Genomic DNA, 21458 nt, shown 5'->3' with positions numbered 1-21458 from the left:
TTGTTAGCGGGGGCCTTTGGCATGTTTGGGGTTGCGGGGTCAATTCGGCTTAGGGTTTAGGCGGATTTGGCGGTTAGCGAATCTCCCCCCTTGAGGGGGAGATGGCCGGCAGGCCAGAGGGGGTCGCCTCGCATGGAGCGCCGATGTCGTTTCGGCGCAGCGGGCGTTGACGCTTCACGCGCGGCGACCCGCTCTGTCGCCTTCGGCGACATCTCCCCCTCGAGGGGGGAGATTACGCTCTTCCTCACACCGCAATCCGCGGTCGCCCTGACGCCACCGCCACCACATGCGCCTCGATGAACATGCGCTGGTTCTCCACCGTCGAGACCTTGAACTCGGTGGACACATCGATTTCGGCGCTATCGGTGCCGGCATTTTTCGCGCGTTCGGCGACGATCGCACGCACGTCGGCTTCCGCCGCGGCGATCGCCTTCTCCTCTTCGGTGAAGTCGCGCACCGTCTGGCCGGAGGCAAGCCGGAAAAGCCCTTCCCTTGGCTGGCTGACGCGGGCTTCGGCCGAGACGCGGACCTGACCGACGACGGCGCCAAGCGCATTGGCGACATCGGTGTCTTCCGGCACGATGCAGCCATTGCCGATCAGCGGCGGCAGGCCGGCATAATGCAGCGGGGCGGAGGCGCCGAGGCCGATCACCGGACGGTCGAGCGCGACATTGAAGCGGGCGATGCCGGGGTGGGCGTCGACGGCGCGCTGCACCAGCGCGTGCGCGACGGTGGCGGCGCCGTCCAGCCCGTCCTCGGCGAAGGCGGTTTCGAGGATGTATTCGGCCGACCAGCGGGTCAGCGTGACGAGCACGCGCGCGGCGAGCACTTCCGGCGTCGCCGCGATCGGCTGGCCGCGGCCGTCGCGGCGGCGGGAAAACAGCTCGGCGCCGAGACGCGCGGCGGCGGGATCCCAATTGGCCTGCTTGCCGAGGACATGCGCGGCGTCCGACGGCGTGAAGCCGCAGATGTGGACCAGGCCGCGCGCCACCAGCCGGTTGAGCGTAGCGTTCTGGGCGTTGGAGCTGAGCAGCCGGTCGAGCGCCAGCGGCGTGGCGCCGATCGCCTCGTAGAGTTTCGCTTCCGGCCCCGTGAGGCCGGCGGCGAGCCGGTCCGGCACGCCGGTGCGCACGGCAAAACGCCCGTCCATGCGGCCGGGATTGGGCGCGCGCAGCTGCCGCTCCAGCTCGGCGGTGACCGCTTCGCCATGCGCCAGGCCGGCCAGCGCCAGCGGCACCAGGCGGCGCGGTCCGAGCAGGATCTTCGGGTCGAGCGCGCCGTCCTCCAGCGCCACTTCGGAGTCGCCGCCAAGGCCGAAGGTGCGCATGGCGACCGCTTCCACCATGGTGCGGAAGCCGCCGACGGTGGCGCCTTCCGGATCGAGGCGCGGGCGGCCGCCATCCAGCACCGCAACGTCGGTGGTGGTGCCGCCGATGTCCGAGACCATGGCGTCGTCGAGCCCGGTCATGTGGCGGGCGCCGACCAGGCTGGCGGCCGGGCCGGACAAAATCGTCTCGATCGGCCGCTGGCGGGCGAAGGCGGCCGACACCAGCGCGCCGTCGCCGCGCACCACCATCAAGGGTGCGGCGATGCCGCGACGGCCAAGAAAGCCTTCGGTCGCCGCGACCAGCCGGTCGATCATCGAGATCAGCCGGGCGTTGAGCAAAGTGGTGAGCGCACGGCGCGGGCCGCCGAGCTTGGCCGAAAGCTCGTGGCTGGCGGTGACCGGCAGGCCGGTCTTTTCGCGGATCAGGTCGCGGGCGGCGAGCTCATGCGCGGGATTGCGGGTGGCAAAATAGGCGCAGACGGCAAAGCCCGACACCGAACGCCCAAGCTCCGGCAATGCCGCCTCGAGCCCGGAAAGGTCGAGCTTGGCGGCATTGCCGTGCACGTCATGGCCGCCGGGGCAGAACACCACCGGATCGCTGCCCAACGCCGTCTTCAACCCGTCGCGGGCAAGGTCGGCCTCGGAAAAGCCGATCATCACCAGCGCCACGCGCCCGCCCTGGCCCTCGACCAGCGCGTTGGTGGCAAGCGTGGTCGACATCGAGACCAGCTTGATCGCGGCCGGGTCGGTGCCGGATTTTTCCAGCACCGCGTCGACCGCGCCGGAAATGCCGACGGCGAGGTCGTGGCGCGTGGTCAGCGCCTTCGCCTTGGCGAGCACCTTGCCCTTCGGGCTGCCTTCCTCCGCCCACAGAACGGCGTCCGTGTAGGTGCCGCCGGTGTCGATGCCGAGGAAGAGGGGGTGAGGCTTGGCGGTCATTGTTGGCGGCAGTCCGGGCAAAAGGTTCGGTGCCTGCCCTTAGCCGATACGCGGTTGCGGATAAAGACGGGAGGGATGGGCCAAGGGGTGGGGAGCGTAGTCTCCCCCCTCGAGGGGGAGATGGCCGGCAGGCCAGAGGGGGTCATCTCGCATGGAGCGCCAACCTCGTTCAGCAGCAGAGGGTGAGCCCGGTCGCGCCGACCCCCTCTGTCGCCTTTGGCGACATCTCCCCCTCGAGGGGGGAGATTGGCAGTTCTGACGCCGGCGCTATTCCTGCAACGTCGGCGATTGGCGAAAGCCTGCGCGACATCTGATCTCCCCCCTTGCGGGGGAGATGGCCGGCAGGCCAGAGGGGGTCATCTCGCTTGGAGCGCCAACCTCGTTCAGCAGCAGAGGGTGAGCCCGGTCGCGCCGACCCCCTCTGTCGCCTTTGGCGACATCTCCCCCTCGAGGGGGAGATTCCCGCCGCTCACTCCGCCAGATCGACCGTCTCCGTCGAGTGCTCCACGCAGATGAAGCAGCAGGTGTCGCAGGGCTGGTCGTTGTCGGGGCCGACGCCGGCGGCGACGGAATCGTTGCCGACCACCCAGACGCCCCAGCAGATGTGCTCGCCGGGCTCGCAGGAGATCGGCACGGATTTCTTCGCCTGCGGGCGGATGAGGAAGACCTTGTCGCCGCCCGGCCAGACCTTTCCGCTGTCGCGGCTGAACAGCTCCAGCGCGACGCCGTCCGAGCGCTGGTTGCGGACGAAGACCGACATGTCGGCGGCGAAGGCCGGCGCGGTAAGGAGAAGAGCGGCGAGCAGAGCGCGAATCATGGCGAGGTCCCCGATGGGAGTAGAGCACGTGTGGCGCTGCTAATCTTCCCCCTCGAGGGGGAGATGGCCGCGAAGCGGTCAGAGGGGGTCCTTGCGCGTAGAACGCCGACCTCATCTCGTACCGCAGGGCGTCGGGCGCTCCACGCGCGGCGAACCCCCCTCTGTCGCCTTTGGCGACATCTCCCCCTCGAGAGGGGAGATCAGCGCCTCACCACCACATGCGGCGCGAATTTCTTCACCGCCTCGATCATGTCCTGGCCGTGGATGTCGAGCGAGGAGATCTCCATGTGCACGGTGGTCTTGCCGAAGGGCATCAGGCCGAAGGCGTTGGCGGCGGCGTATTTGATCGCGTCGGGCGGCTCCTCGGTGAGCTCGAAATTGAGCATCGCCGCTCCCTTGCCGCCGGAGGCGAGGCTCACGCTCCGCACCTTGTTCCACGGCACCAGCGCGTCGCCGGCGCGAGCATCGCGGAAGCCTTGGCTGTCGAGCGTGACCTTGACCGACGTGTCGAAGGCGCCGCGTGAAATGAAGAGGCCGAGCGCCAGGAAGGCGACACCGAGCAGCGCGATCCACAGCACATTGCCGCCGGATGCCCCCGAGGCCACGCCCTGCAGCGCGCCGAAGCCAAAAATGCCGCCGATCAGGAACGGGCCTACCGCCGGCAGAATCTTGCCCGAGGCGCTGTTGCGGATTTCAAGCGGCGCGGCCATCCGCTCACCGTTCCGATTTCAGCAGTGTCCAGATCCAGCCGATGAAGGTGAGGACCAGGAACGGATAGCCGAGCGCCGGCAGCGGCGACGAGGTGGGCAGCAAGGGCATGCCCCACAGTGCGGCAAACACCGAGACGGCGAAGAGAGCGGCGGCGATGAAGCCGGTGAGCCGCATCCAGAGCGCAAAGGTTCTCGGCGCGCTGATCAGCACCAGGGCCGCCGCCCAGAGCGAGATGCCGCCGAGATAGCTGGGCACGCTCGCCTCCAGCCCCGCCGCATTGCCGGCCAGAAGCAGGCTTTCGCCGGCGACGAAAGTGAGGAAGCCGGCCGCGACGCAGTCATTGCCCAGACGCTGGTATTTCAGGGTGAGCAGCGCGGCGGCGACGACGAGGGCGACGCCATCGATCGCCCACAGCGTTTCGCGCAGCGCGTCGTTGGCAACGAAGGTGCCCGCCATGCCCAACGCGCCGCCGATGGCGAGGCCGATCGCGGCGACGGTATCCGAGGTGGAGCGCATGTGATGTCTCCCCAAGCCGAGGAGAGGATACGCCAAGGCGGGGGGATCTCAAGGGTTAGTCCAGTAGCGGCAACCAAACTTTGATGGCAGCATCTCCAGATCGAAGGGCACCTGTGCTTCTCCGCTTCTTGAACAGCCATCTCAGAAATCATGGCAACGACGAGACGTTTCAGATAACGTGAAACGGGCGACGTCATTCAGCGGGCGAGATGGTCTTGAAAGAGCTGGCCTCAGAAATCTATGCTGCTGTTCAATCCGGACGATTGGCAGAGCCATTCACCGCCGCAGCTGTTCGAATCGCCTGCCCTGGGTGGGCGTCTAACACCTATCCTGTATTCCTGCCCAAGCACGCCGTCGGCAACGGGTCCACGACGGAGCTCTTTCTGAGAGTCGGGCGAGGGAAATATTGCACATGCCCTGTGAGCTAGCCCGGCTTATGCCAATATTTCGAGCAATGCACTCCAGCTTACAGTTCGGACTCGAAATTGTGCTACGTACTGCGGTATCGTTTGGGCCTCATCTCCCTTAACATAGATGGATTGCTTTTTGTGCGCAGAGGCTGACACAATGGCATTGTTTATATGTGAATGATCGTCGCTTTTGTTTGAGAACAGAATTACCAAGGCTGCACTAGCAGCTTTCTTGTCTACGGCTGCATCTCCTTCCGTCGAGATGTCGAAGGGTCGCTTCTTTAGCGCTTCTGATTTCTTAATGCGGTCCTGTAACTCATTCTGATCGGCTGAGTTGCAAACAAATAGGATAGAGCGCTCCTCTTTGAATGCGCTTTGAATTCGCTCGTTAGCTGCCGCCGTGATCGCGTCTATGTTGATTGGCGTGTAAGAACCACCAGAACCACCACCCATATCAAACCTCCTCGTATTCTTTGCACGCAATGCATTCACCGCATGGGGGAACTGTTCCTGCATGGCAGGAATAATACGACTTTACACCGAGTTGAGACGCCAATCGCAGAACATCACTCTTTCTATAATCGCGCAGTGGAGTGAGGATATCCATCCTCACTCCCAGGGCTGCTTCGATCGCTACGCCAGCTGCGTTCAAGAACTTGTCGCTCTGATCCGGAAAAATGATCGTCTCTTCGCTAAGCAACCCAATTACGATTTTGTTTATGCCTCGCGAACTAGCTACTGCGGCAGCCGAAACAATGAAAAAGAGGTTGCGACATGGCGTAAAAGCGTCTTTCGAGATGTGCAGTGATCGGTCCGTGAGCCCTGACTTCACATGGTGACCAAAGCTCGAGAAATCCATTCTCATCGGTTCCCCTAGGCTTAGGTCGCCGCAAGCCTTGTTGAGCGACTGGAATTCCCTCTCCGCATTTATCTGACCATAATCGATAAACAGCGGCAGCGGTTCAAGGCCATGCTGCTTTAGGAGATAGAGGCACGTGTTTGAATCTAGCCCCCCAGAGGCAAGACATACTGCATCCCGCAACCCTTGATCCTCTTCATTTTTCGGAATTCACGAACGCTCGCCCAAATTAATTGGTCCAATGCGTTCATTCCTACACCTATTTTGTCGCTAAAAGACTTCAGATAATCCTCAAGAAGAAGATAGTTTTTCTTACTTAAACTGGCAACTTTCACGCTTTCCACGTTCTCAAGGAACCACACAATGTGAATATCGATTACGGCGAGATCATGCGCAACTCCGATGTCTCGGAGAAACATACTTGACTGTTTGTACCCGAGCCCGGGGAAGTTGGTTGAAACGAATTCCCTAGCTAGCCTTGCTGATTCAAACTTCGCGAAGAAATCAACCACGGACTCTTGCATCTCGTCAATGGCTGAAAGAGAAGCTCTTAGCTGTCGAGCTTTGGATTTAGGAAACCGATGTCGAACTTGGCGGCTGCGGAGAAGTGATTCTATGGTTTCCTCGTCAGCAAGAGTGTCGACGCTATCTCGAAACTCCCTGAGGACAATGTCCGCAGCTTCGATTGCCTTCTCATAAGTCCAGGTGCTTGAAAGTATACAAGTGACTAGAGTTTTTTCAATTGACCTCTGATCGAGATTTCGCGTGAAATGTTCGTCAATTGTTCCAAAATTTCCGGCTTTGTATTCATCGATGAGAGTGTCAAATATATGAACGAATGTAACCACCACACCTGTCTTATCTTAAGAGCTGCGCAGCCTGCTTTCCGAAATTCCGCTCAAGAAAGTCAGGCAACTCGCCGTCTTCCATCGAATCTATGACCTGCTTCACAAAGCCCTGCAGAGCGTGCAAATTTCTTGCCAGTGTCAGCGTGAGGTAGTGTTGACTCTTTTCGCGAATCACCTCTGCGGTAGGGTTATACACATCGAATTCGGGCTCTGGAAACAGCCCTCCATGCTGAAAGTGGTGCAAATGAAAATTTGGACCCACAAGGGTGCGGCACCACTCTAGGCCATCGGCCATTGCAATGCCCGCCTCGGCCAAGATTGCGAATGAAAGCGGGTTCCCGCATCCCAAGACGTGTAGACCAGCCCGGCGACCTTTTTTGGCCAGGGTCGAAGTGATTTTCTTGGTCAAGTCGCGCTTTGCAGCAAGCCCGTCTCCGAGTTCTCGTTCGGGGATGGCGATAAAGCTGGGGTCAATTTCGGCTGCAATTCGATCAATCAGATCCACAGCTTCATCGTGGTTCAATGAGGGCGTCCCCGAAAAATTATGGAGGTGGACGACCGGTACTATTTTGCCTTTTTGTATGAAGCCATGTTCATGGGCGAGAAAGTCACAGAGCCGTAATTGAAAATCCTGGGGTGTCTCATTGTCGTTTATGAACAAGTCAAAGCTTGCTGCGAGATCGTGCTCGCAGGTGTCAATCACCGATTTATAGTCGCCTATTGTCCAGCTTTCCCTGTACCCTTGGACGTGCCTACCGATGCGGGATGCTTCGTAGCCCCCGCTATCGATGAAAACCACACCGCCTCTATCTCGAAAGTGAGAAATCTGACTTTTGAGTTCGGATTGTCTTGCAATGTCGTGAGCTGAAAGAAGCGTGATCGGTTCGCTCAGTGCGTCCTGCAGAGGCAACGCGTCCGTCAATTTGCCCTGCGTCTCGAAAATCGAAATGGACGGGATGAGGACTGGCCCCGGAAGCGTAATTTTGCCTATTGTTAGTTCCACGTAAGCCCCTCCCCAAATCCCGGGTCTATGTTAGGGGAGCTACGGCAAATATCAATACTATATCGCGGCCATGCTCACGTTGCAGGATACCGCTATTCTCAATCCCCCATCTTCAAGGCCTGGATAAACGCCTCCTGCGGGATATCCACCTTCCCAAACTGCCTCATCCGCTTCTTGCCCTCTTTCTGCTTGTCGAGCAGCTTGCGCTTGCGGGTCACGTCGCCGCCGTAGCATTTGGCGGTGACGTCCTTGCGGAGCGCCGAGACGGTCTCGCGGGCGATGATGCGGCCGCCGATGGCCGCCTGGATCGGGATCTTGAACAGGTGCTGCGGGATCAGCTCCTTCAGCTTCTCGCACATGGCGCGGCCGCGCTTTTCGGCGGCCGAGCGGTGCACCAGCATGGATAGAGCGTCGACCGGCTCGTCATTGACCAGGATCGACATCTTCACCAGGTCGCCCTCGCGATAGTTGGTCAGGTGATAGTCGAAGGAGGCGTAGCCCTTGGAGATCGATTTCAGCCGGTCGTAGAAATCGAACACGACCTCGTTGAGCGGCAAATCGTAGGTCAGCATGGCGCGTTTGCCGACATAGGAGAGATCGGCCTGGATGCCACGCCTGTCCTGGCAGAGTTTCAGGATGCCGCCGAGATAGTCGTCGGGGGTCAGGATGGTGGCGCGGATCCACGGCTCCTCGATCGAGGCGATCTTGACCACGTCGGGCATGTCGGCCGGGTTGTGCAGCTCCTTGGTCGTGCCGTCGATGAGGTTCATGCGGTAGACGACGCTAGGCGCAGTGGCGATGAGGTCGAGGTTGAACTCGCGCTCCAGCCGCTCCTGGATGATCTCCAGGTGCAACAGGCCGAGGAAGCCGCAGCGGAAGCCGAAGCCGAGCGCGGCCGAGGTCTCCATTTCATAGGAGAAGGAGGCATCGTTGAGGCGCAGCTTGCCGACGGCGGCGCGCAGATCCTCGAAATCGGCGGCGTCGACCGGGAACAGGCCGCAGAACACCACCGGCTGCGCCGGCTTGAAGCCGGGCAGCGCCTTTTGCGTCGGGCGGCGGTCCTCGGTGATGGTGTCGCCGACGCGGGTGTCGGCCACTTCCTTGATCGAGCCGGTGAAGAAGCCGAACTCGCCGGGGCCGAGCTCGTCGACATTGACGCGGGCCGGCTTGAAGACGCCGGTGCGCTCGACGAGATATTTGGCGCCGGTGCCCATCATGCGGATGGTCTGGCCCTTCTTCATCACGCCGTCGATGATGCGCACCAGCACAATGACGCCGAGATAGGCGTCGTACCAGCTGTCGACCAGCATCGCCTTCAAGGGTGCTGCGATGTCGCCCTCGCGCGGCGGCGGCAGCTGGTGGACGATCGCCTCCAGCACGTCCGGCACGCCGAGGCCGGTCTTGGCCGAGATCAGCACGGCATTGGAAGCGTCGAGGCCGATGACCTCCTCGACCTGCTCGCGGATGCGCTCGGGCTCGGCGGCGGGAAGGTCGACCTTGTTCAGCACCACGACGATCTCGTGGTTGTTGTCGATGGCCTGGTAGACATTGGCGAGCGTCTGCGCCTCGACGCCTTGGCTAGCGTCCACCACCAGCAGCGAGCCCTCGCAGGCGGCAAGCGAACGCGACACCTCGTAGGCGAAGTCGACATGGCCGGGCGTGTCGATGAGGTTCAGCACATAATCCTCGCCGTTTTTGGCGCGGTAGTTCAGCCGAACTGTCTGGGCCTTGATGGTGATGCCGCGCTCGCGCTCGATGTCCATCGAGTCCAGCACCTGCTCCTTCATGTCGCGCTCGTCCAGCGCGCCGGTGAGCTGGATCAGCCGGTCGGCAAGCGTGGATTTGCCATGGTCGATATGGGCGACGATGGAGAAATTTCTGATGTGGTCGAGCGGCGTCGTCATGCGGCGCGCTTTAGCAGGGGCGGGTTTAAGGGGCAAGCGGGGCAGGGAGTTCGGTCACGGCGCAGCAACTGCCGATCTCCCCCCTCGCGGGGGAGATGGCCGGCGGGCCAGAGGGGGGTGTGACGGATCGCCTGCGTCGATCCTACTTCTTTCAAGCTATCAACCTGCCCAAGTTATTTGAACTCGGGCGCCTGTTCTGGCTGAGAGGTCCGGCGGAACAGCACCCCCCTGCTGCCGTGCATCTCCCCCGCAAGGGGGGAGATCGGCTGTGCCTGCCACCAAATCCGCTTAAACTTTCATGCACCCATTTCGGGCATATCTCCACTTGGGGTGGCAGGCAGGTTGCATTGCCGGTGTGTTTGGGGTTGGAGCATGTTCTCGTCGGCAAGAGATTTCGTTCGATCGCAAAGCGGCTCGATGCTGCCGATGATGGCGCTGCTGGCGATTCCGCTCTTGCTCGCGGTCGGCTTTTCCGTCGACTACACCTCGGCGGTGACGACCAGGAGCAACATGCAGCAGGCGCTGGACGCCGCAATCCTGTCGATCACCACGCTGCCGACCACGACGTCGAAGGCCGACCGCCAGACGGCGCTGCAGCAGGCCTATGTCGCCAATAGCGGGTTGGGCGACGCGACGCTCACCGCCGTCAACGTCGCCGCCGACGGCACGGCGACGTTCAGCGCCACGGCGGCCTATCCGATGCCGACCAGTTTCATGCAGATCGCCAGGATCGATTCGGTGGATGTCGGCGTCGGCTCTTCGGTGCGCAAGACGCCGGCGCTGGTGCAGTCCACCTTCAAGGTGACGAAGGTGTCGGGCTACTGGAACAAGACGATGACGCTCTACGGCACCCAGTTCGGCCAGACCAAGGCCAAACCGCTGATGACGATCAGCTATAGTTACAACGGCTATGGCGATCCGAAGGGCTACGGCACAACCACGGTGAGCACCATCAACGGGTCGACGACGACAGTGGTGCAGAAACAGGTCTGCACGACCTCGACGGTCAACAATTTCAACAACCTGCCGAGCGGGGCGATCACCCAGACCAGCGGCAGCAACAAGTACGTCACGACCTGCGCCGATACCTTCTATCCGGCCAATGGCGCCGGCGCGGTGATCGACGTCAGCCAGATGAACCAGCTCTATCTGCAAATGGACGTTCCCTCGGGCAACCCGAAGGTGCTGAAGTCGAACGATCCCAACACCTCGAACCGGCTCTATATCGGCACCAGCGCCACCGATATGCCCGAGGTCGCGACCGGCCAGAAGGTCGACATCTTCACCTCGGTGCCCTGCGGCCAGACCGGCTACCAGGCTTGGGAAGACGGCGGCAACGCTGTGCCGGCGCCGGTTTCCAATGCCGACTTCTTCTACACCGTGACCGGCAAATGCGCCTTCAACCAGCGGCCCTCCGAGACGGTGCTGACGCAGTGACAGCTGATCTCCCCCCTCGTGGGGGAGATGTCGCCAAAGGCGACAGAGGGGGTCGTCTCAGCTGGCACGACCTTGTCTGTAGCGAAGAAGGCATTGGCGCTCCATGCGCAATGACCCCCTCTGGCCGCTTTGCGGCCATCTCCCCCTCAAGGGGGGAGATCGGCGCCTCAATCACAAACCGGTGAAGCTGTAACGAAGTCCTCCGCGGCGGCGAAATGGGAGCATTGCCCCGCTATGGAGACTGCTTCCCATGACCGGATTGACGACGAGAATCGGCCTGCTTGCCGGCGCAATTTTTGCCACCGCGGCCGGCGCCGCCGCCGCACAACCGCTCACCGTGGTCGAGCTGTTCACCAGCCAGGGCTGCTCGTCCTGCCCGCCGGCCAATGCCAATCTGATCAAGGTCAAGGACCGGCCGGGCGTGCTGGCGCTGTCCTTCAACGTCACCTACTGGGACTATCTCGGCTGGAAGGATATTTTCGGCTGGCAGGAATTCACCCAGCGCCAGGTCGCCTACGAGCCGCCGCTCGGCCATGATGGGCCGTTCACGCCGCAGGTGGTGGTGAACGGCAGCGCCGACGCCGTCGGTGCTGCGCCCGGCGAGATCGAGCGGCTGATCTCGACAAGCCCGCACGCCAAGGGTCCGGCGCTCTCGCTCGGCGACGGCAAGGTGAGCATCGGCGCCGGCACGGCACCCGGCGGGGCGGCCGATGTCTGGCTGGTGCGCTACGCACGCGGCGTCGTCGAAGTGCCGGTGGCACGCGGCGAGAACACCGGACGCACGCTGCCGCATGCCAATGTCGTGCATTCGCTTGAGAGGCTCGGCCGCTGGAACGGCCAGGCGACGACACTGCCGCTGCCTGCGGCACCCGGGGGCTTGAGCACGGCAGTGCTGGTGCAGACGCCGGACGGCGGGCCGATCCTGGCCGCCGCGGCAAACTGATTTTTCGCGCGGGGCCGCGGCAAGCGGCAGCGCACCACCGGCCCGCATCCGCGCGCCACAACCCAAGGAGACTACCATGACCAGATTCCTGACGGCGCTCGCGCTTGCGCTCGCAACCACGGCCTTCGCCGCCGGCGCCCGCGCCGACGATGCGACCAACGCCATGAAGCCAGCCAACGCAATGGCGACCGACGCCATGAAGCCGGCGACGGAGGCGATGAAACCGGCAGATAAAATGAAGCCCGATGCGATGGCGACCCAGGCGATGAAACCCGCCACGGATGCCATGAAGCCCGCGGATGCGATGGCGCCGGCGCAGTAAGTCAGGCGGCTCCGGCCTCGGCGAACAATGGCAAAGGCCGTCCCCCGCTCCGTCTCGGCGCTGCGCGCCGATCCACCTCTCCCCCGCTTCCGCGGGGGCGAGGAACCCAAGCTTGCGAAGGCGGCGACTTTGGCGGTTGGCGTTTCCTCACCCCCATGAAATGGGGGAGAGGTGGCTCGGCAAAGCCGAGACGGACAGGGGGAGCGCCGTCGGCCATAAGCCGCCGCACGGCAAAGTGAGAAACCTGCAGCGGCCTGCTTCGTATATAGTGGAACAACGAACAAGGAGATCCGACATGAACGGCATCGACAAAAAGGCGCGGCGCTCGCTGGCCCCGCTTGCAGCACTGGTGCTGACGGCAGCCGCGGCCGCCTTCTGGCAGACGCCGGCGCGTTCGGCCGAGGACGCGGTGGTGATCCCGCCGCCGGTTTTGGATGAAAAGGCTTCGAGCGGCACGGAGAAAGCCATCTTCGCCGGCGGCTGCTTCTGGGGCGTGCAGGGCGTCTTCCAGCACGTCAAGGGCGTCAGCAAGGCCGTTTCCGGCTACACGGGCGGCAGCGCCGAGAACGCCGTCTACGAGGTCGTCGGCTCCGGGCGTACCGGCCATGCGGAATCGGTCGAGATCACCTACGATCCCTCGAAGGTGACCTATGGCCAGCTTCTGCAGGTCTATTTCTCGGTCGCGCACAATCCGACGCAGCTCAACTACCAGGGGCCGGACCAGGGCACGCAGTACCGCTCGACGATCTTTGCCGAGAACGACGAGCAGAAGAAGATCGCCGAGAGCTACATCGCCCAGCTCGACAAGGCCAAGGTGTTTGCGAAGCCGATCGTGACCACGCTGGAGACCGGCAAGACCTTCTATCCGGCCGAGGACTATCATCAGGATTTTCTGACGCTGAACCCGACCTATCCCTATATCGTCTACAACGACCTCCCGAAGGTGGCGAACCTGAAGGCGCTGTTTCCAAAACTCTATAGCGAGAAGCCGGTGCTGGTGCAGGCAAGCAGCAAGAGCTGAAAAAAGCTTAGGTCGGCGGGACAGCACCCCCCTCTGGCCTGCCGGCCATCTCCCCCGCAAGGGGGGAGATTGAATGTCGCCACGGCCTTCGCCAATCACCAACGTTGCAGAAAACGCACCTACGCCCCAGCTGCCGATCTCCCCCCTTGCGGGGGAGATGCCCGGCAGGGCAGAGGGGGGTGTGAAGGAACGCTGACGCCTACCCGCTGGTGCCCTCAATCATAGGTCAGATCCGTCGCCTTCCCCCCGAACACGCGGTAGGCATAGAACGAATAGAAAATGATGATCGGCAGCACGACGACGGTGCCGACCAGGATGAAGGCCAGGCTTTCCGGCGCCGAGGCGGCCTGCCAGATCGTCAGCCTGTCGGGCACGACATAGGGATAGAACGACCAGGCGAGCCCGGCGAAGCCGAGCGCGAAGATTGCGGCCAGGGTCAGGAAGGGCCGCAGCGCATGCCGGTCGTCGGGCTTGGGCAGATGAAAGGTCTGCCGCCACAGCCACAGGAACAAGAGCGCCGATACGATCGGCAGCGGCGAGAGATAGACGATCTCCGGCCAGACGAACCATCTGTCGAAGATGCGCGGGCTGGCGAAGGGCGTCGCCAAAGAGACCGCGACCATGCCGAGCGCGGTCAGGACCAGCGTGGTGCGCAGCCAGCGCACCGCCTTTCGTTGCAGATCGCCCTCGGTCTTGTAGATCAGCCAGGCCGAGCCCATGGCGGCGTAGGCCGCAGAGAGGCAGAGCGCGACCAGCGCGCCGAAGGCCATGCCGCCAAGGCCGACATCGAGGCCGAGCACATAGACGCCGAGCATATAGCCCTGCGCCAGCGAGGCCATCGCGGAGCCGAGAAAGAAGATGCGGTTCCAGCGGTGCTTCTTGCCGGCCGGTACCTTGGCGCGGAAATCGAAGGCGACGCCGCGCAGGATCAAGCCGACCAGGAGCAGGAAGACCGGGATATAGAGGGCGGTGAGGATGGTGCCGTGCGCCATCGGGAAGGCGACCAGCAAGAGCCCGACCGCCAGCACCAGCCAGGTCTCGTTGGCGTCCCAGAACGGGCCGATCGCCGCGATCATCGTGTCCTGCTCGGCATCTTCGGCAGCTGCGAACAGGATGCCGATGCCGAGGTCGAAACCGTCGAGGATGACGTAGATCAGGATCGCAAGGCCCATCAGGCCGGCAAAGATCAGCGGCAGCGCGGTCGGCCAATCGAAGGTCATCGTTTTTCCTCCAACCGTGATAGGCCGGTCATGCTCGAAGCGGCCGTTTCAGATCGATTGTGGAGGTTGGCGCCGCCCCTCATCGCCCTGCCGGGCACTTCTCCCCGTATAGTGACGGGGAGAAGGGGCCTGGCCACAACGCCGGCTTCCGTCTTGCAGCAACGCAAGCGATCGGCGAAACCGGCGATGATAGCGCCCCTCTCCCCGTCACTATACGGGGAGAGGATGCCGGTAGGCAGGTGAGGGGCGGCGCCGGCCTCCCGTGCAAGCTCCGTATCGAACCGACCACGCAACCTGTCTTGCCCCTCCATGCTCACTCCTCGGCGGCAGGTTGCGAAAGCGCCGCGTTCATGACGCCGGGCAGCGGCGAGGTGTCGCCTTCCTTGGCCGCCTTCAGCGCCAGATGCACCAGCACGCCGAGATAGGCGATCAAGAGCAGCACATAGAGGATGAGATAGACTGCCAGGGTCAGCGCGACATGGCTGCCGGCGACCGGGCCGACGGCATGGGCCGTCTTCAATATGCCGGTGACCAGCCAGGGCTGGCGGCCGATCTCGGTCGTGTACCAGCCGGCCAGCGTCGCCAGCCAGCCGGACAGCGCCATCGGCACCATGATGAGGGCCAGCGGCTTCGGCAGGCTGTGGCGGCGCTTGAGGAAGAAGGCCGCCGACCAGGAGACGACGAGCATCAGGATGCCGGTGCCGACCATGACGCGGAACCCCCAGAACACCGGCAAGACCGGCGGGTGGTTGCCCGGATAGTCGTTCAATCCCGGCACGACGCCGCTTATGCTGTGGCGCAGGATGAGACTGGCGCCGTCGGGAATGGCGAGCTCGAACCTGTTTTCCTTGGCCGCCTCGTCGGGCAGCGCGAACAGCACCAGCGGCACGTTGGCGCCGGTGTTCCAGTTGGCTTCCATGGCGGCGATTTTCTGCGGCTGGTGCTCGAGCGTGTTCAAGCCGTGCTGGTCGCCGGCAAAGATCTGGATCGGGATCAGGATTGCGGCGGCGAAGACGCCGGTGCGCAGCGCCTTCCACATCGATTCCGAGCGGTCGCCATAAAGGTAGCGCAGCGCCGAGAAGCCGGCGATCAGGAAGGAGACCGTGAGCCCCGAGGCGAGCAGCATGTGGACCAGCCGGTAGGGCATCGAGGGATTGAAGATGACCGCCCACCAGTCGAGGGCATGCGCCTTGCCGTCGATCATCTCGAAGCCGGCCGGCGTCTGCATCCAGGAATTCAGCGCAATGATCCAGAAGGCTGAAACCGTGGTGCCGCCCGCCACCAGCACGGTCGCCAGCGTGTGGATGCGGTTCGAAACGCGGCGGAAGCCGAACAGCATGATGCCGAGGAAGGCCGCCTCGAGGAAGAAGGCGGTCAGCACCTCGTAGGCAAGCAGCGGGCCGGCGATGTTGCCGACCGTTTCCATATAGCCCGGCCAGTTGGTGCCGAACTGGAAACTCATGGTGACGCCGGACACCACCCCTATGGCGAAGGACAGCGCGAACACCTTCACCCAGGTGAAATAAGCGCGCATCCAGGCCGAGTCGCCGGTGGCGTTGTAGCGAAGCTTGAAGAAGAGAAGCACCCAGCCAAGTGCAATGGTGATCGCCGGAAACAGGATATGGAACGAGATATTCGCGCCGAACTGGATACGCGACAGGATGAGCGGGTCCATGCTGGGCTCCGGCTGCAATTTATGCTTGAAGGATAGGCTTCGAACACGCATCGGTCAAAGCGGCGCGGCGTCACGCGAGGCGCGTTGTCGCAGCGCCGGGCGGCATGGCCAGACGCATCGCGTGACAGCTTGCCAACGTCGTTCGACGCCGCGAATGGCGGCGACTGTCGAGAACTGTCAGCAGCACGGTCGATTGCCGGTTTGAATAAAGCGACATTCGACCTATATCAGGTCACGTTTTCCAGCCGGCCATATTTCAGCATGTCATCCATCATCTCGATCTCCGGTGTCACGAAAACCTATGCCACCGGTTTCAAGGCGCTGAAGGAAATCAATCTCGACATCGAGCGCGGCGAGATCTTCGCCCTGCTCGGGCCGAACGGCGCCGGCAAGACGACGCTGATCTCGATCGTCTGCGGCATCGTCAACCGCTCGTCGGGCAGCGTCACCGTCGATGGTCACGATATCGGCAGGGACTACCGCGCCGCGCGCAGCCTGATCGGGCTGGTGCCGCAGGAGCTGACCATCGACGCCTTCGAGACGGTCTGGGCGACGGTGAACTACAGCCGCGGCCTGTTCGGCAAGGCGCCTGACAAGGCTTTCGTCGAGAAGGTGCTGCGCGATCTCTCGCTGTGGGACAAGAAGGACGCCAAGGCGATCACGCTTTCGGGCGGCATGAAGCGCCGGCTGATGATCGCCAAGGCGCTGTCGCACGAGCCGCGCGTGCTCTTCCTCGACGAGCCGACGGCGGGCGTCGACGTCGAGCTGCGCCAGGACATGTGGGCGATGGTGCGGCGGCTGCGCGAGGACGGCGTCACCATCATTCTGACGACGCACTACATCGAGGAGGCCGAGGCGATGGCCGACCGCGTCGGCGTCATCAACCGCGGCGAGATCATCCTGGTCGAAGGCAAGGCCGAGCTGATGCGCAAGCTCGGCCGCAAGCAGATGACGCTGGAGCTGCGCGCGCCGCTCGCCGCCTTGCCGGACGGCCTGGCGCGCTATGCGCTGGAGCTGTCCGCAGACGGCAACGCACTCACCTATACCTATGACAGCCAGAGCGACCGGCCGGGCGTCGCCTCGCTGATCCGCGATCTCGAGGCGGCAGGCATTCAGTTCCACGATCTCGATACCAAGAACAGCACGCTCGAAGAGATCTTCGTCAATCTGCTGAGGCAAGAACCATGAACCCCCGCGCGGCCATGAACTTTCGTGCAGTGTGGGCGATCTACCGGATGGAGATGGCGCGTGCTTTCCGCACGGTGCTGCAGAGCATCGTCTCGCCGGTGATCTCGACATCGCTCTATTTCGTCGTCTTCGGCTCGGCGATCGGCTCGCGCATCACCGAGATCGACGGCATCAGCTACGGTGCCTTCATCGTGCCGGGGCTGATGATGCTTTCGCTCTTGACGCAGTCGATCTCGAACGCGTCCTTCGCCATCTATTTCCCGAAATTCGTCGGCTCGATCTACGAGCTTTTGTCGGCGCCGGTCTCCTATCTCGAGATCATCATCGCCTATGTCGGGGGCGCGGCGACCAAATCGATCATGCTCGGGCTGATCATCTTGGCGACCGCGGCGCTGTTCGTGCCGCTCAGGATCGAGCACCCGTTCTGGATGATCGCCTTCCTCGTGCTGACGGCGGTGACCTTCAGCCTGTTCGGCTTCATCATCGGCATCTGGGCCAAGACCTTCGAGCAGCTGCAGCTGGTACCACTGCTGATCGTCACGCCGCTCACCTTCCTCGGCGGCAGCTTCTATTCGATCCATATGCTTCCCGGCATCTGGAAGACGATCACGCTGTTCAACCCGGTCGTCTACCTGATCAGCGGGTTCCGCTGGAGTTTCTACGGCAAGGCCGACGTCTCCGTCGGCGTCAGCCTTGGCATGACGCTGGTGTTCCTGGCCGCCTGCATCGCGATCGTGGCGTGGATCTTCAGGACCGGGTATCGACTTAGGAACTGACAGACGCCGTGTTCCGATCTGGAGCTGGCGCAAGCCTTCGTGATTGGCCGGAACCCCCAGTCCCGTCGTCATCCTCGGGCTTGACCGGGCTTGACCCGAGGATCCATGCCGTGACGACCGCCGAAGAACACGGCGGAACAGAATTCTGCACCGTCGCGACGCTCGAATGTAACGGCATGGATCCTAGGGTCTGCGCGCGTCGCTTCGCTCCTTGCTCCGCCCTAGGATGACGAAGCTGCGAGGCTTTGGCCAAGCGCGAAGGTTGATGATTCCTAAATCGCCTTGATCAGCCGCAGCAGGCCTAGCATCTCCATCAGCGTCCCCTTGCGGAAGGCGATGTAGGTCGGCTCCTCCAGCCCGTGGAAGCGGCGCTTGAAGGCGGCCTGGCCCTGCAGGTTGAAACGCGAGCGGTTGACCCAGTGCGACTCGTAGGCGCGCTGGAAGGTGCTGCGCCAGAAGCTCGATTCGGCAAAGCCGCTCGGTTCGACGTCGAGCAGCGGCGACAGGCCAAGCGTGACCACCGAAACGCTCTCCTCGCGAAAGCGGTCGACGGCGAATTTGGTCAGGCCGATCTCGGCATGCGGTGTGGCGTCGACCTGTTTGCGCTTGAACGCGGTGGTGTAGCCGATGACCTTGCCGTCGCTGAACAGCGGATCGAAATCGAGGATGGCGACGAGCTCGCCCTGCGGGCCGTGGAGGACGAAGCGGCGCATGTCGGCGCCGAGATGGTCGGCGAAGGGACGGTTGAGGAAGCCCATCTCCCAGCGCTTGACGATGCGCTCGCCGCGCCAATTCTCGGACAGCCGCGAAACCTCGTCGAGCAGCATGTTGGCCCTGTCCTCGGCGAAGGTGAAACCCTTCTTCGCCAGCCAGCGCTCCGAATAGCGCACGGTCTCGTTGCGCTTGCCCGAGAAATCATGCGTCGGCAGCTGCAGCCTTGTGTCTACGCCCAGCCGATTGATCTGATAGCCGAGCCCGGCCAGCACCTTTGCCGTGGCGGCGCTTATCTGAACGAACCACGGGCCGCCGGCTGCCTCGACGAAGCGCTTGATGTAGCCCGGCCGGTCCGGCGGATCGACGACCGGATCGCCAAGCGCGAAATGGTGCTTCATCTTGGTGCCGAATGCGATGTAGCCGTCGCCTTCGCTGAAATAGGACAGCTTCTGCTGCACGGCGGTGGAATAGGCGAGCGAGAAGTCGCCATGGTGCCGCACCAGCGCCAGGCGCTCGAGATGCGTCAGCTCGCGGCGCGGCACCTTGGGCGCCGCGCCGTCAAGAAACCTGTCGATATGGATGCGCAGGGAAGGCATCAAGCGTCCGCATGCCGATGAAGAAAGACCGGAGCCCACGGGCCCGAATCAGTCGCCTTGGCGCGACGGATCGGTCATGTCGCGCCAAGGCCATATAGGATGCTATCGGCGGCGAATGAAGAGGGAATGTCTACCGGCCAAAGCCGGCGCTATCCGGCTGCATCGCCGGCCATTGCCAGTTTCCATGCAATGTTATATATCAAGTTATCGTTTTCATTCCGGTTCGACGATGGAAGACATTCTGCGGTCCCTCGGCTTTCTCTGCCTCGGCAGCAGGCTGAAGCGCATTGGCGAGCAGTTGCAGGCCGACACGCAGCGCGTGCTCGATCGCCTGGATGTGCGGATCCAGTCGAGCCAGTATCCCCTGCTCGCCGCGCTCGACAGGCTGGGGCCGCTGCCGGTCGGCGAACTGGCGCAGTCGCTCGGCATCGCGCAGCCGGGCGTGACGCGGGCCGTATCGCTGCTCACCGACGTCGGCCTGGTCGAGGTCGCACAATCGGATGACGACCAGCGACGCAGGATCGTCTCCCTCTCAGCGGACGGCCAGCGACTGGTCGATACTGCGAAGCGGGATGTCTGGCCACGCATCGAGCATGCGGTCGCGGAATTGTGCACGGACCTCTCGGGGCCGCTGCTTGGCCAGCTCGCCGCCATCGAGGATCGACTGGCCGCGACCCCGCTCGACCGCCGGGCGGAAAAGGCCAAGGCCGTCGCGCCAAGGCCGTCGCGCCATGAAACATGTCCTTGACCGTCCGATCTGGAGCGCGCTTGCGACGCGCCATCAGGCCTTCGCGGAAGGCGATATCCTCGCCCGGCGCTACCGGCCGTCGATCGTTCCCTTCGCCGCCACCGCGGCGGACGATGCGGAAAGCCTGCAAGCTCTGGGCAAGCTTCTCCCGCCGCATGAAAGCGCCATCCTGGTTCAGACGGATCCGATCGCCCTGCCTTCCGAGCTTTCCGCGGTTTCGACCGCGTCCCTGGTGCAGATGGTTGCCGAGCAGCCAGTCGGGGCCGTCTCCGACGAGCGCGTGCAGCGGCTGACGCGGGACGATGCGGCCGAGATGCTCGCTCTGGCATCGCTCACCAAGCCCGGCCCGTTCACGCTGGAAGCCTTGAGCCTCGGCGAGTTCTGGGGCGTGAAGATCGACGGCAGGCTCGCCGCGATGGCCGGCGAGCGCATGAAGCAGCCCGGTTATTCCGAGCTCAGCGGCGTGTGCACGCATCCGGATTTCCGCGGCGGCGGCTTTGCCAGGCTGCTGTCGCTGTTCGTTGCGAACCGGATCATGGCGCGGGGCGAGGTTCCCTATCTCCACGCCTATGACAGTAACGCTCTGGCCATCGGCCTCTACGAGGCCATCGGCTTCCGGTTGAGAACCACCCTGAACATGGCCGTGGTTCGACGTCGGCTAAGGACCGCCGGAGCCTGCGTTGCCTTCGAAAACCCATGAAAGCTTCGTCAATCCGTCATGGAAATCACCTATGGCAGCGGTCTGACGAGGATTTTCGATGCGCTATGCAATTTACTACACCCCGAGGCAGGATGAGCCGCTGGCGCGGATCGCCGCCAACTGGCTGGGGCGCGACCCGTTCGGCGCGGCGACGCGGCCGGTCGAGGGTGTGGGCGACCTGTCGGCGGCGGAAGTTGCCTTCCACACCGCCTCGGCAAGGCGCTATGGCTTCCACGCGACGCTGAAGGCGCCGTTCCGGCTGGCGCCTAGCGAAACGGAAGCCTCGCTGCGGGCGGCGCTCGACGATTTCGCCGAAGCCACGGCACCAGTCGTCATCCCGCGTCTGGTCGTCGGCCAGATCGACGGCTTTTACGCGCTGGTGCCGGAAACTCCATTCGAGTCGCTCAACAGTTTCGCCGGCGAGGTCGTGCGCGCCTTCGACCGTTTCCGCGCGCCGTTGACCGAGGCCGAGATCGAGCGGCGCAGCCCCGACTCGCTGAAGCCGGATGAGTTCCGCAACCTCTGCCAATGGGGTTATCCTTACGTCTTCGAGACGTTCCGCTTCCACATGACGCTCTCCGGACGCGTCGGGCCACAGGAAAGCCCGCGCCTTCGCGCTGCAATCGACAGCCTGTTCGCCGATGTGCTGCAGCGTCCGGTGCCGATGGATGCGCTGACGCTGTTCGTCGAAACCGAACCGGGCGCGCCCTTCATGGTGCTCTCGCACCACGTGCTTGGACGCCGCCCGGCCAGAAAGACCGCCTGATTGTCCGCCCGCCTGAGA

The 21458-nt window shown here is 63.2% G+C and carries 20 protein-coding genes; 9 read left to right on the top strand and 11 right to left on the bottom strand.

Translation table 11 applies throughout. The features are described 5' to 3' along the window. Positions 1 to 244: 244 nt before the first annotated feature. From CK220_RS05400 to lepA, 8 genes are all read right to left on the bottom strand, one after another. Entirely contained in the window at positions 245 to 2266 is a 2022-nt protein-coding gene (locus CK220_RS05400) for a hydantoinase/oxoprolinase family protein (protein ID WP_095810537.1), read from the bottom strand. Positions 2267 to 2735: 469 nt separating this feature from the next. Next, positions 2736 to 3083 (bottom strand): hypothetical protein, encoded by a 348-nt coding sequence (locus CK220_RS05395; protein ID WP_095810536.1) that lies wholly within the window; start codon positions 3081 to 3083, stop codon positions 2736 to 2738. 200 nt (positions 3084 to 3283) lie between these two features. Next, a complete protein-coding gene (locus CK220_RS05390; protein WP_095810535.1) occupies positions 3284 to 3793 on the bottom strand; it encodes a hypothetical protein in 510 nt (169 codons plus the stop codon). Positions 3794 to 3797: 4 nt separating this feature from the next. Beyond that, positions 3798 to 4310, bottom strand: a complete 513-nt coding sequence (locus CK220_RS31785) for a hypothetical protein (RefSeq protein ID WP_176478992.1) — start codon at positions 4308 to 4310, stop codon at positions 3798 to 3800. A 434-nt stretch (positions 4311 to 4744) separates the two neighbouring features. Then, entirely contained in the window at positions 4745 to 5236 is a 492-nt protein-coding gene (locus CK220_RS05380) for a hypothetical protein (protein WP_141245092.1), read from the bottom strand. 489 nt (positions 5237 to 5725) lie between these two features. Beyond that, positions 5726 to 6427 (bottom strand): hypothetical protein, encoded by a 702-nt coding sequence (locus CK220_RS31295; RefSeq protein WP_141245091.1) that lies wholly within the window; start codon positions 6425 to 6427, stop codon positions 5726 to 5728. A 10-nt stretch (positions 6428 to 6437) separates the two neighbouring features. Beyond that, a complete protein-coding gene (locus CK220_RS05365; protein WP_095810531.1) occupies positions 6438 to 7430 on the bottom strand; it encodes a hypothetical protein in 993 nt (330 codons plus the stop codon). A 98-nt stretch (positions 7431 to 7528) separates the two neighbouring features. Further along, complete coding sequence (gene lepA, locus CK220_RS05360) at positions 7529 to 9334, bottom strand: translation elongation factor 4 (protein ID WP_095810530.1); 1806 nt, start codon at positions 9332 to 9334, stop codon at positions 7529 to 7531. Positions 9335 to 9706: 372 nt separating this feature from the next. Between lepA and CK220_RS05355 the strand changes: the two genes are divergently transcribed. The 4 genes from CK220_RS05355 (at position 9707) to msrA (ending at position 13057) form a co-directional block, all read left to right on the top strand. Beyond that, a complete protein-coding gene (locus tag CK220_RS05355) occupies positions 9707 to 10771 on the top strand; it encodes a pilus assembly protein TadG-related protein (RefSeq protein WP_095810529.1) in 1065 nt (354 codons plus the stop codon). Between the two features lie 250 nt (positions 10772 to 11021). Then, positions 11022 to 11714 (top strand): DUF1223 domain-containing protein, encoded by a 693-nt coding sequence (locus CK220_RS05350; RefSeq protein WP_095810528.1) that lies wholly within the window; start codon positions 11022 to 11024, stop codon positions 11712 to 11714. A 76-nt stretch (positions 11715 to 11790) separates the two neighbouring features. Further along, on the top strand, positions 11791 to 12036 hold the full coding sequence (locus CK220_RS05345; RefSeq protein WP_095810527.1) for a hypothetical protein: 246 nt from the start codon (positions 11791 to 11793) through the stop codon (positions 12034 to 12036). A 295-nt stretch (positions 12037 to 12331) separates the two neighbouring features. After that, the gene (gene msrA / locus CK220_RS05340) at positions 12332 to 13057 is read left to right on the top strand and encodes a peptide-methionine (S)-S-oxide reductase MsrA (protein WP_095810526.1); all 726 of its coding nucleotides are present in this window, start codon (positions 12332 to 12334) and stop codon (positions 13055 to 13057) included. A 215-nt stretch (positions 13058 to 13272) separates the two neighbouring features. Here the strand turns inward: msrA and CK220_RS05335 are convergent, their stop codons facing one another. Further along, positions 13273 to 14277, bottom strand: a complete 1005-nt coding sequence (locus CK220_RS05335) for a cytochrome d ubiquinol oxidase subunit II (RefSeq protein ID WP_095810525.1) — start codon at positions 14275 to 14277, stop codon at positions 13273 to 13275. A 313-nt stretch (positions 14278 to 14590) separates the two neighbouring features. Continuing rightward, a complete protein-coding gene (locus CK220_RS05325) occupies positions 14591 to 15952 on the bottom strand; it encodes a cytochrome ubiquinol oxidase subunit I (protein WP_095810523.1) in 1362 nt (453 codons plus the stop codon). A 261-nt stretch (positions 15953 to 16213) separates the two neighbouring features. Here CK220_RS05325 and CK220_RS05320 point away from each other — a divergent pair, with 261 nt between their 5' ends. Continuing rightward, a complete protein-coding gene (locus tag CK220_RS05320; RefSeq protein ID WP_095810522.1) occupies positions 16214 to 17140 on the top strand; it encodes an ABC transporter ATP-binding protein in 927 nt (308 codons plus the stop codon). 14 nt (positions 17141 to 17154) lie between these two features. Next, positions 17155 to 17916 (top strand): ABC transporter permease, encoded by a 762-nt coding sequence (locus CK220_RS05315; RefSeq protein WP_095810738.1) that lies wholly within the window; start codon positions 17155 to 17157, stop codon positions 17914 to 17916. Positions 17917 to 18188: 272 nt separating this feature from the next. On the opposite strand, the gene CK220_RS05310 is transcribed toward CK220_RS05315, so the two are convergent. Beyond that, positions 18189 to 19226: a phosphatidylglycerol lysyltransferase domain-containing protein gene (locus CK220_RS05310; RefSeq protein ID WP_095810521.1), complete on the bottom strand. Its 1038-nt coding sequence runs from the start codon at positions 19224 to 19226 to the stop codon at positions 18189 to 18191. Between the two features lie 229 nt (positions 19227 to 19455). On the opposite strand from CK220_RS05310, the gene CK220_RS05305 reads away from it, so the two are divergent. From CK220_RS05305 to CK220_RS05295, 3 genes are read left to right on the top strand one after another with little or no spacing between them, the layout of a single operon-like run. Beyond that, the gene (locus tag CK220_RS05305; RefSeq protein ID WP_095810520.1) at positions 19456 to 19974 is read left to right on the top strand and encodes a MarR family transcriptional regulator; all 519 of its coding nucleotides are present in this window, start codon (positions 19456 to 19458) and stop codon (positions 19972 to 19974) included. Further along, complete coding sequence (locus CK220_RS05300; RefSeq protein WP_095810519.1) at positions 19958 to 20674, top strand: GNAT family N-acetyltransferase; 717 nt, start codon at positions 19958 to 19960, stop codon at positions 20672 to 20674. Before CK220_RS05305 ends, CK220_RS05300 begins: the two co-directional genes overlap by 17 nt. A 58-nt stretch (positions 20675 to 20732) precedes the next feature. After that, positions 20733 to 21440, top strand: a complete 708-nt coding sequence (locus CK220_RS05295; RefSeq protein ID WP_095810518.1) for a DUF1045 domain-containing protein — start codon at positions 20733 to 20735, stop codon at positions 21438 to 21440. Positions 21441 to 21458 lie beyond the last annotated feature (18 nt).

The sequence above is a fragment of the Mesorhizobium sp. WSM3860 genome (genome assembly GCF_002294995.1).
Lineage (GTDB): Bacteria > Pseudomonadota > Alphaproteobacteria > Rhizobiales > Rhizobiaceae > Mesorhizobium.
The sequence above is the reverse complement of the archived record's forward strand: the minus strand, read 5'-3'. Positions and strand labels throughout refer to the sequence as shown.

Bases quoted from the DNA above. Each gene is read 5' to 3' on its own strand.
- CK220_RS05400 (WP_095810537.1), bottom strand. From the start codon at position 2,266: ATGACCGCCAAGCCTCACCCCCTCTTCCTCGGCATCGACACCGGCGGC.
- CK220_RS05395 (WP_095810536.1), bottom strand. From the start codon at position 3,083: ATGATTCGCGCTCTGCTCGCCGCTCTTCTCCTTACCGCGCCGGCCTTC.
- CK220_RS05390 (WP_095810535.1), bottom strand. From the start codon at position 3,793: ATGGCCGCGCCGCTTGAAATCCGCAACAGCGCCTCGGGCAAGATTCTG.
- CK220_RS31785 (WP_176478992.1), bottom strand. From the start codon at position 4,310: ATGCGCTCCACCTCGGATACCGTCGCCGCGATCGGCCTCGCCATCGGC.
- CK220_RS05380 (WP_141245092.1), bottom strand. From the start codon at position 5,236: ATGCAGGAACAGTTCCCCCATGCGGTGAATGCATTGCGTGCAAAGAAT.
- lepA (WP_095810530.1), bottom strand. From the start codon at position 9,334: ATGACGACGCCGCTCGACCACATCAGAAATTTCTCCATCGTCGCCCAT.
- CK220_RS05355 (WP_095810529.1), top strand. From the start codon at position 9,707: ATGTTCTCGTCGGCAAGAGATTTCGTTCGATCGCAAAGCGGCTCGATG.
- CK220_RS05350 (WP_095810528.1), top strand. From the start codon at position 11,022: ATGACCGGATTGACGACGAGAATCGGCCTGCTTGCCGGCGCAATTTTT.
- CK220_RS05345 (WP_095810527.1), top strand. From the start codon at position 11,791: ATGACCAGATTCCTGACGGCGCTCGCGCTTGCGCTCGCAACCACGGCC.
- msrA (WP_095810526.1), top strand. From the start codon at position 12,332: ATGAACGGCATCGACAAAAAGGCGCGGCGCTCGCTGGCCCCGCTTGCA.
- CK220_RS05335 (WP_095810525.1), bottom strand. From the start codon at position 14,277: ATGACCTTCGATTGGCCGACCGCGCTGCCGCTGATCTTTGCCGGCCTG.
- CK220_RS05325 (WP_095810523.1), bottom strand. From the start codon at position 15,952: ATGGACCCGCTCATCCTGTCGCGTATCCAGTTCGGCGCGAATATCTCG.
- CK220_RS05320 (WP_095810522.1), top strand. From the start codon at position 16,214: ATGTCATCCATCATCTCGATCTCCGGTGTCACGAAAACCTATGCCACC.
- CK220_RS05315 (WP_095810738.1), top strand. From the start codon at position 17,155: ATGAACTTTCGTGCAGTGTGGGCGATCTACCGGATGGAGATGGCGCGT.
- CK220_RS05310 (WP_095810521.1), bottom strand. From the start codon at position 19,226: ATGCCTTCCCTGCGCATCCATATCGACAGGTTTCTTGACGGCGCGGCG.
- CK220_RS05305 (WP_095810520.1), top strand. From the start codon at position 19,456: ATGGAAGACATTCTGCGGTCCCTCGGCTTTCTCTGCCTCGGCAGCAGG.
- CK220_RS05300 (WP_095810519.1), top strand. From the start codon at position 19,958: ATGAAACATGTCCTTGACCGTCCGATCTGGAGCGCGCTTGCGACGCGC.
- CK220_RS05295 (WP_095810518.1), top strand. From the start codon at position 20,733: ATGCGCTATGCAATTTACTACACCCCGAGGCAGGATGAGCCGCTGGCG.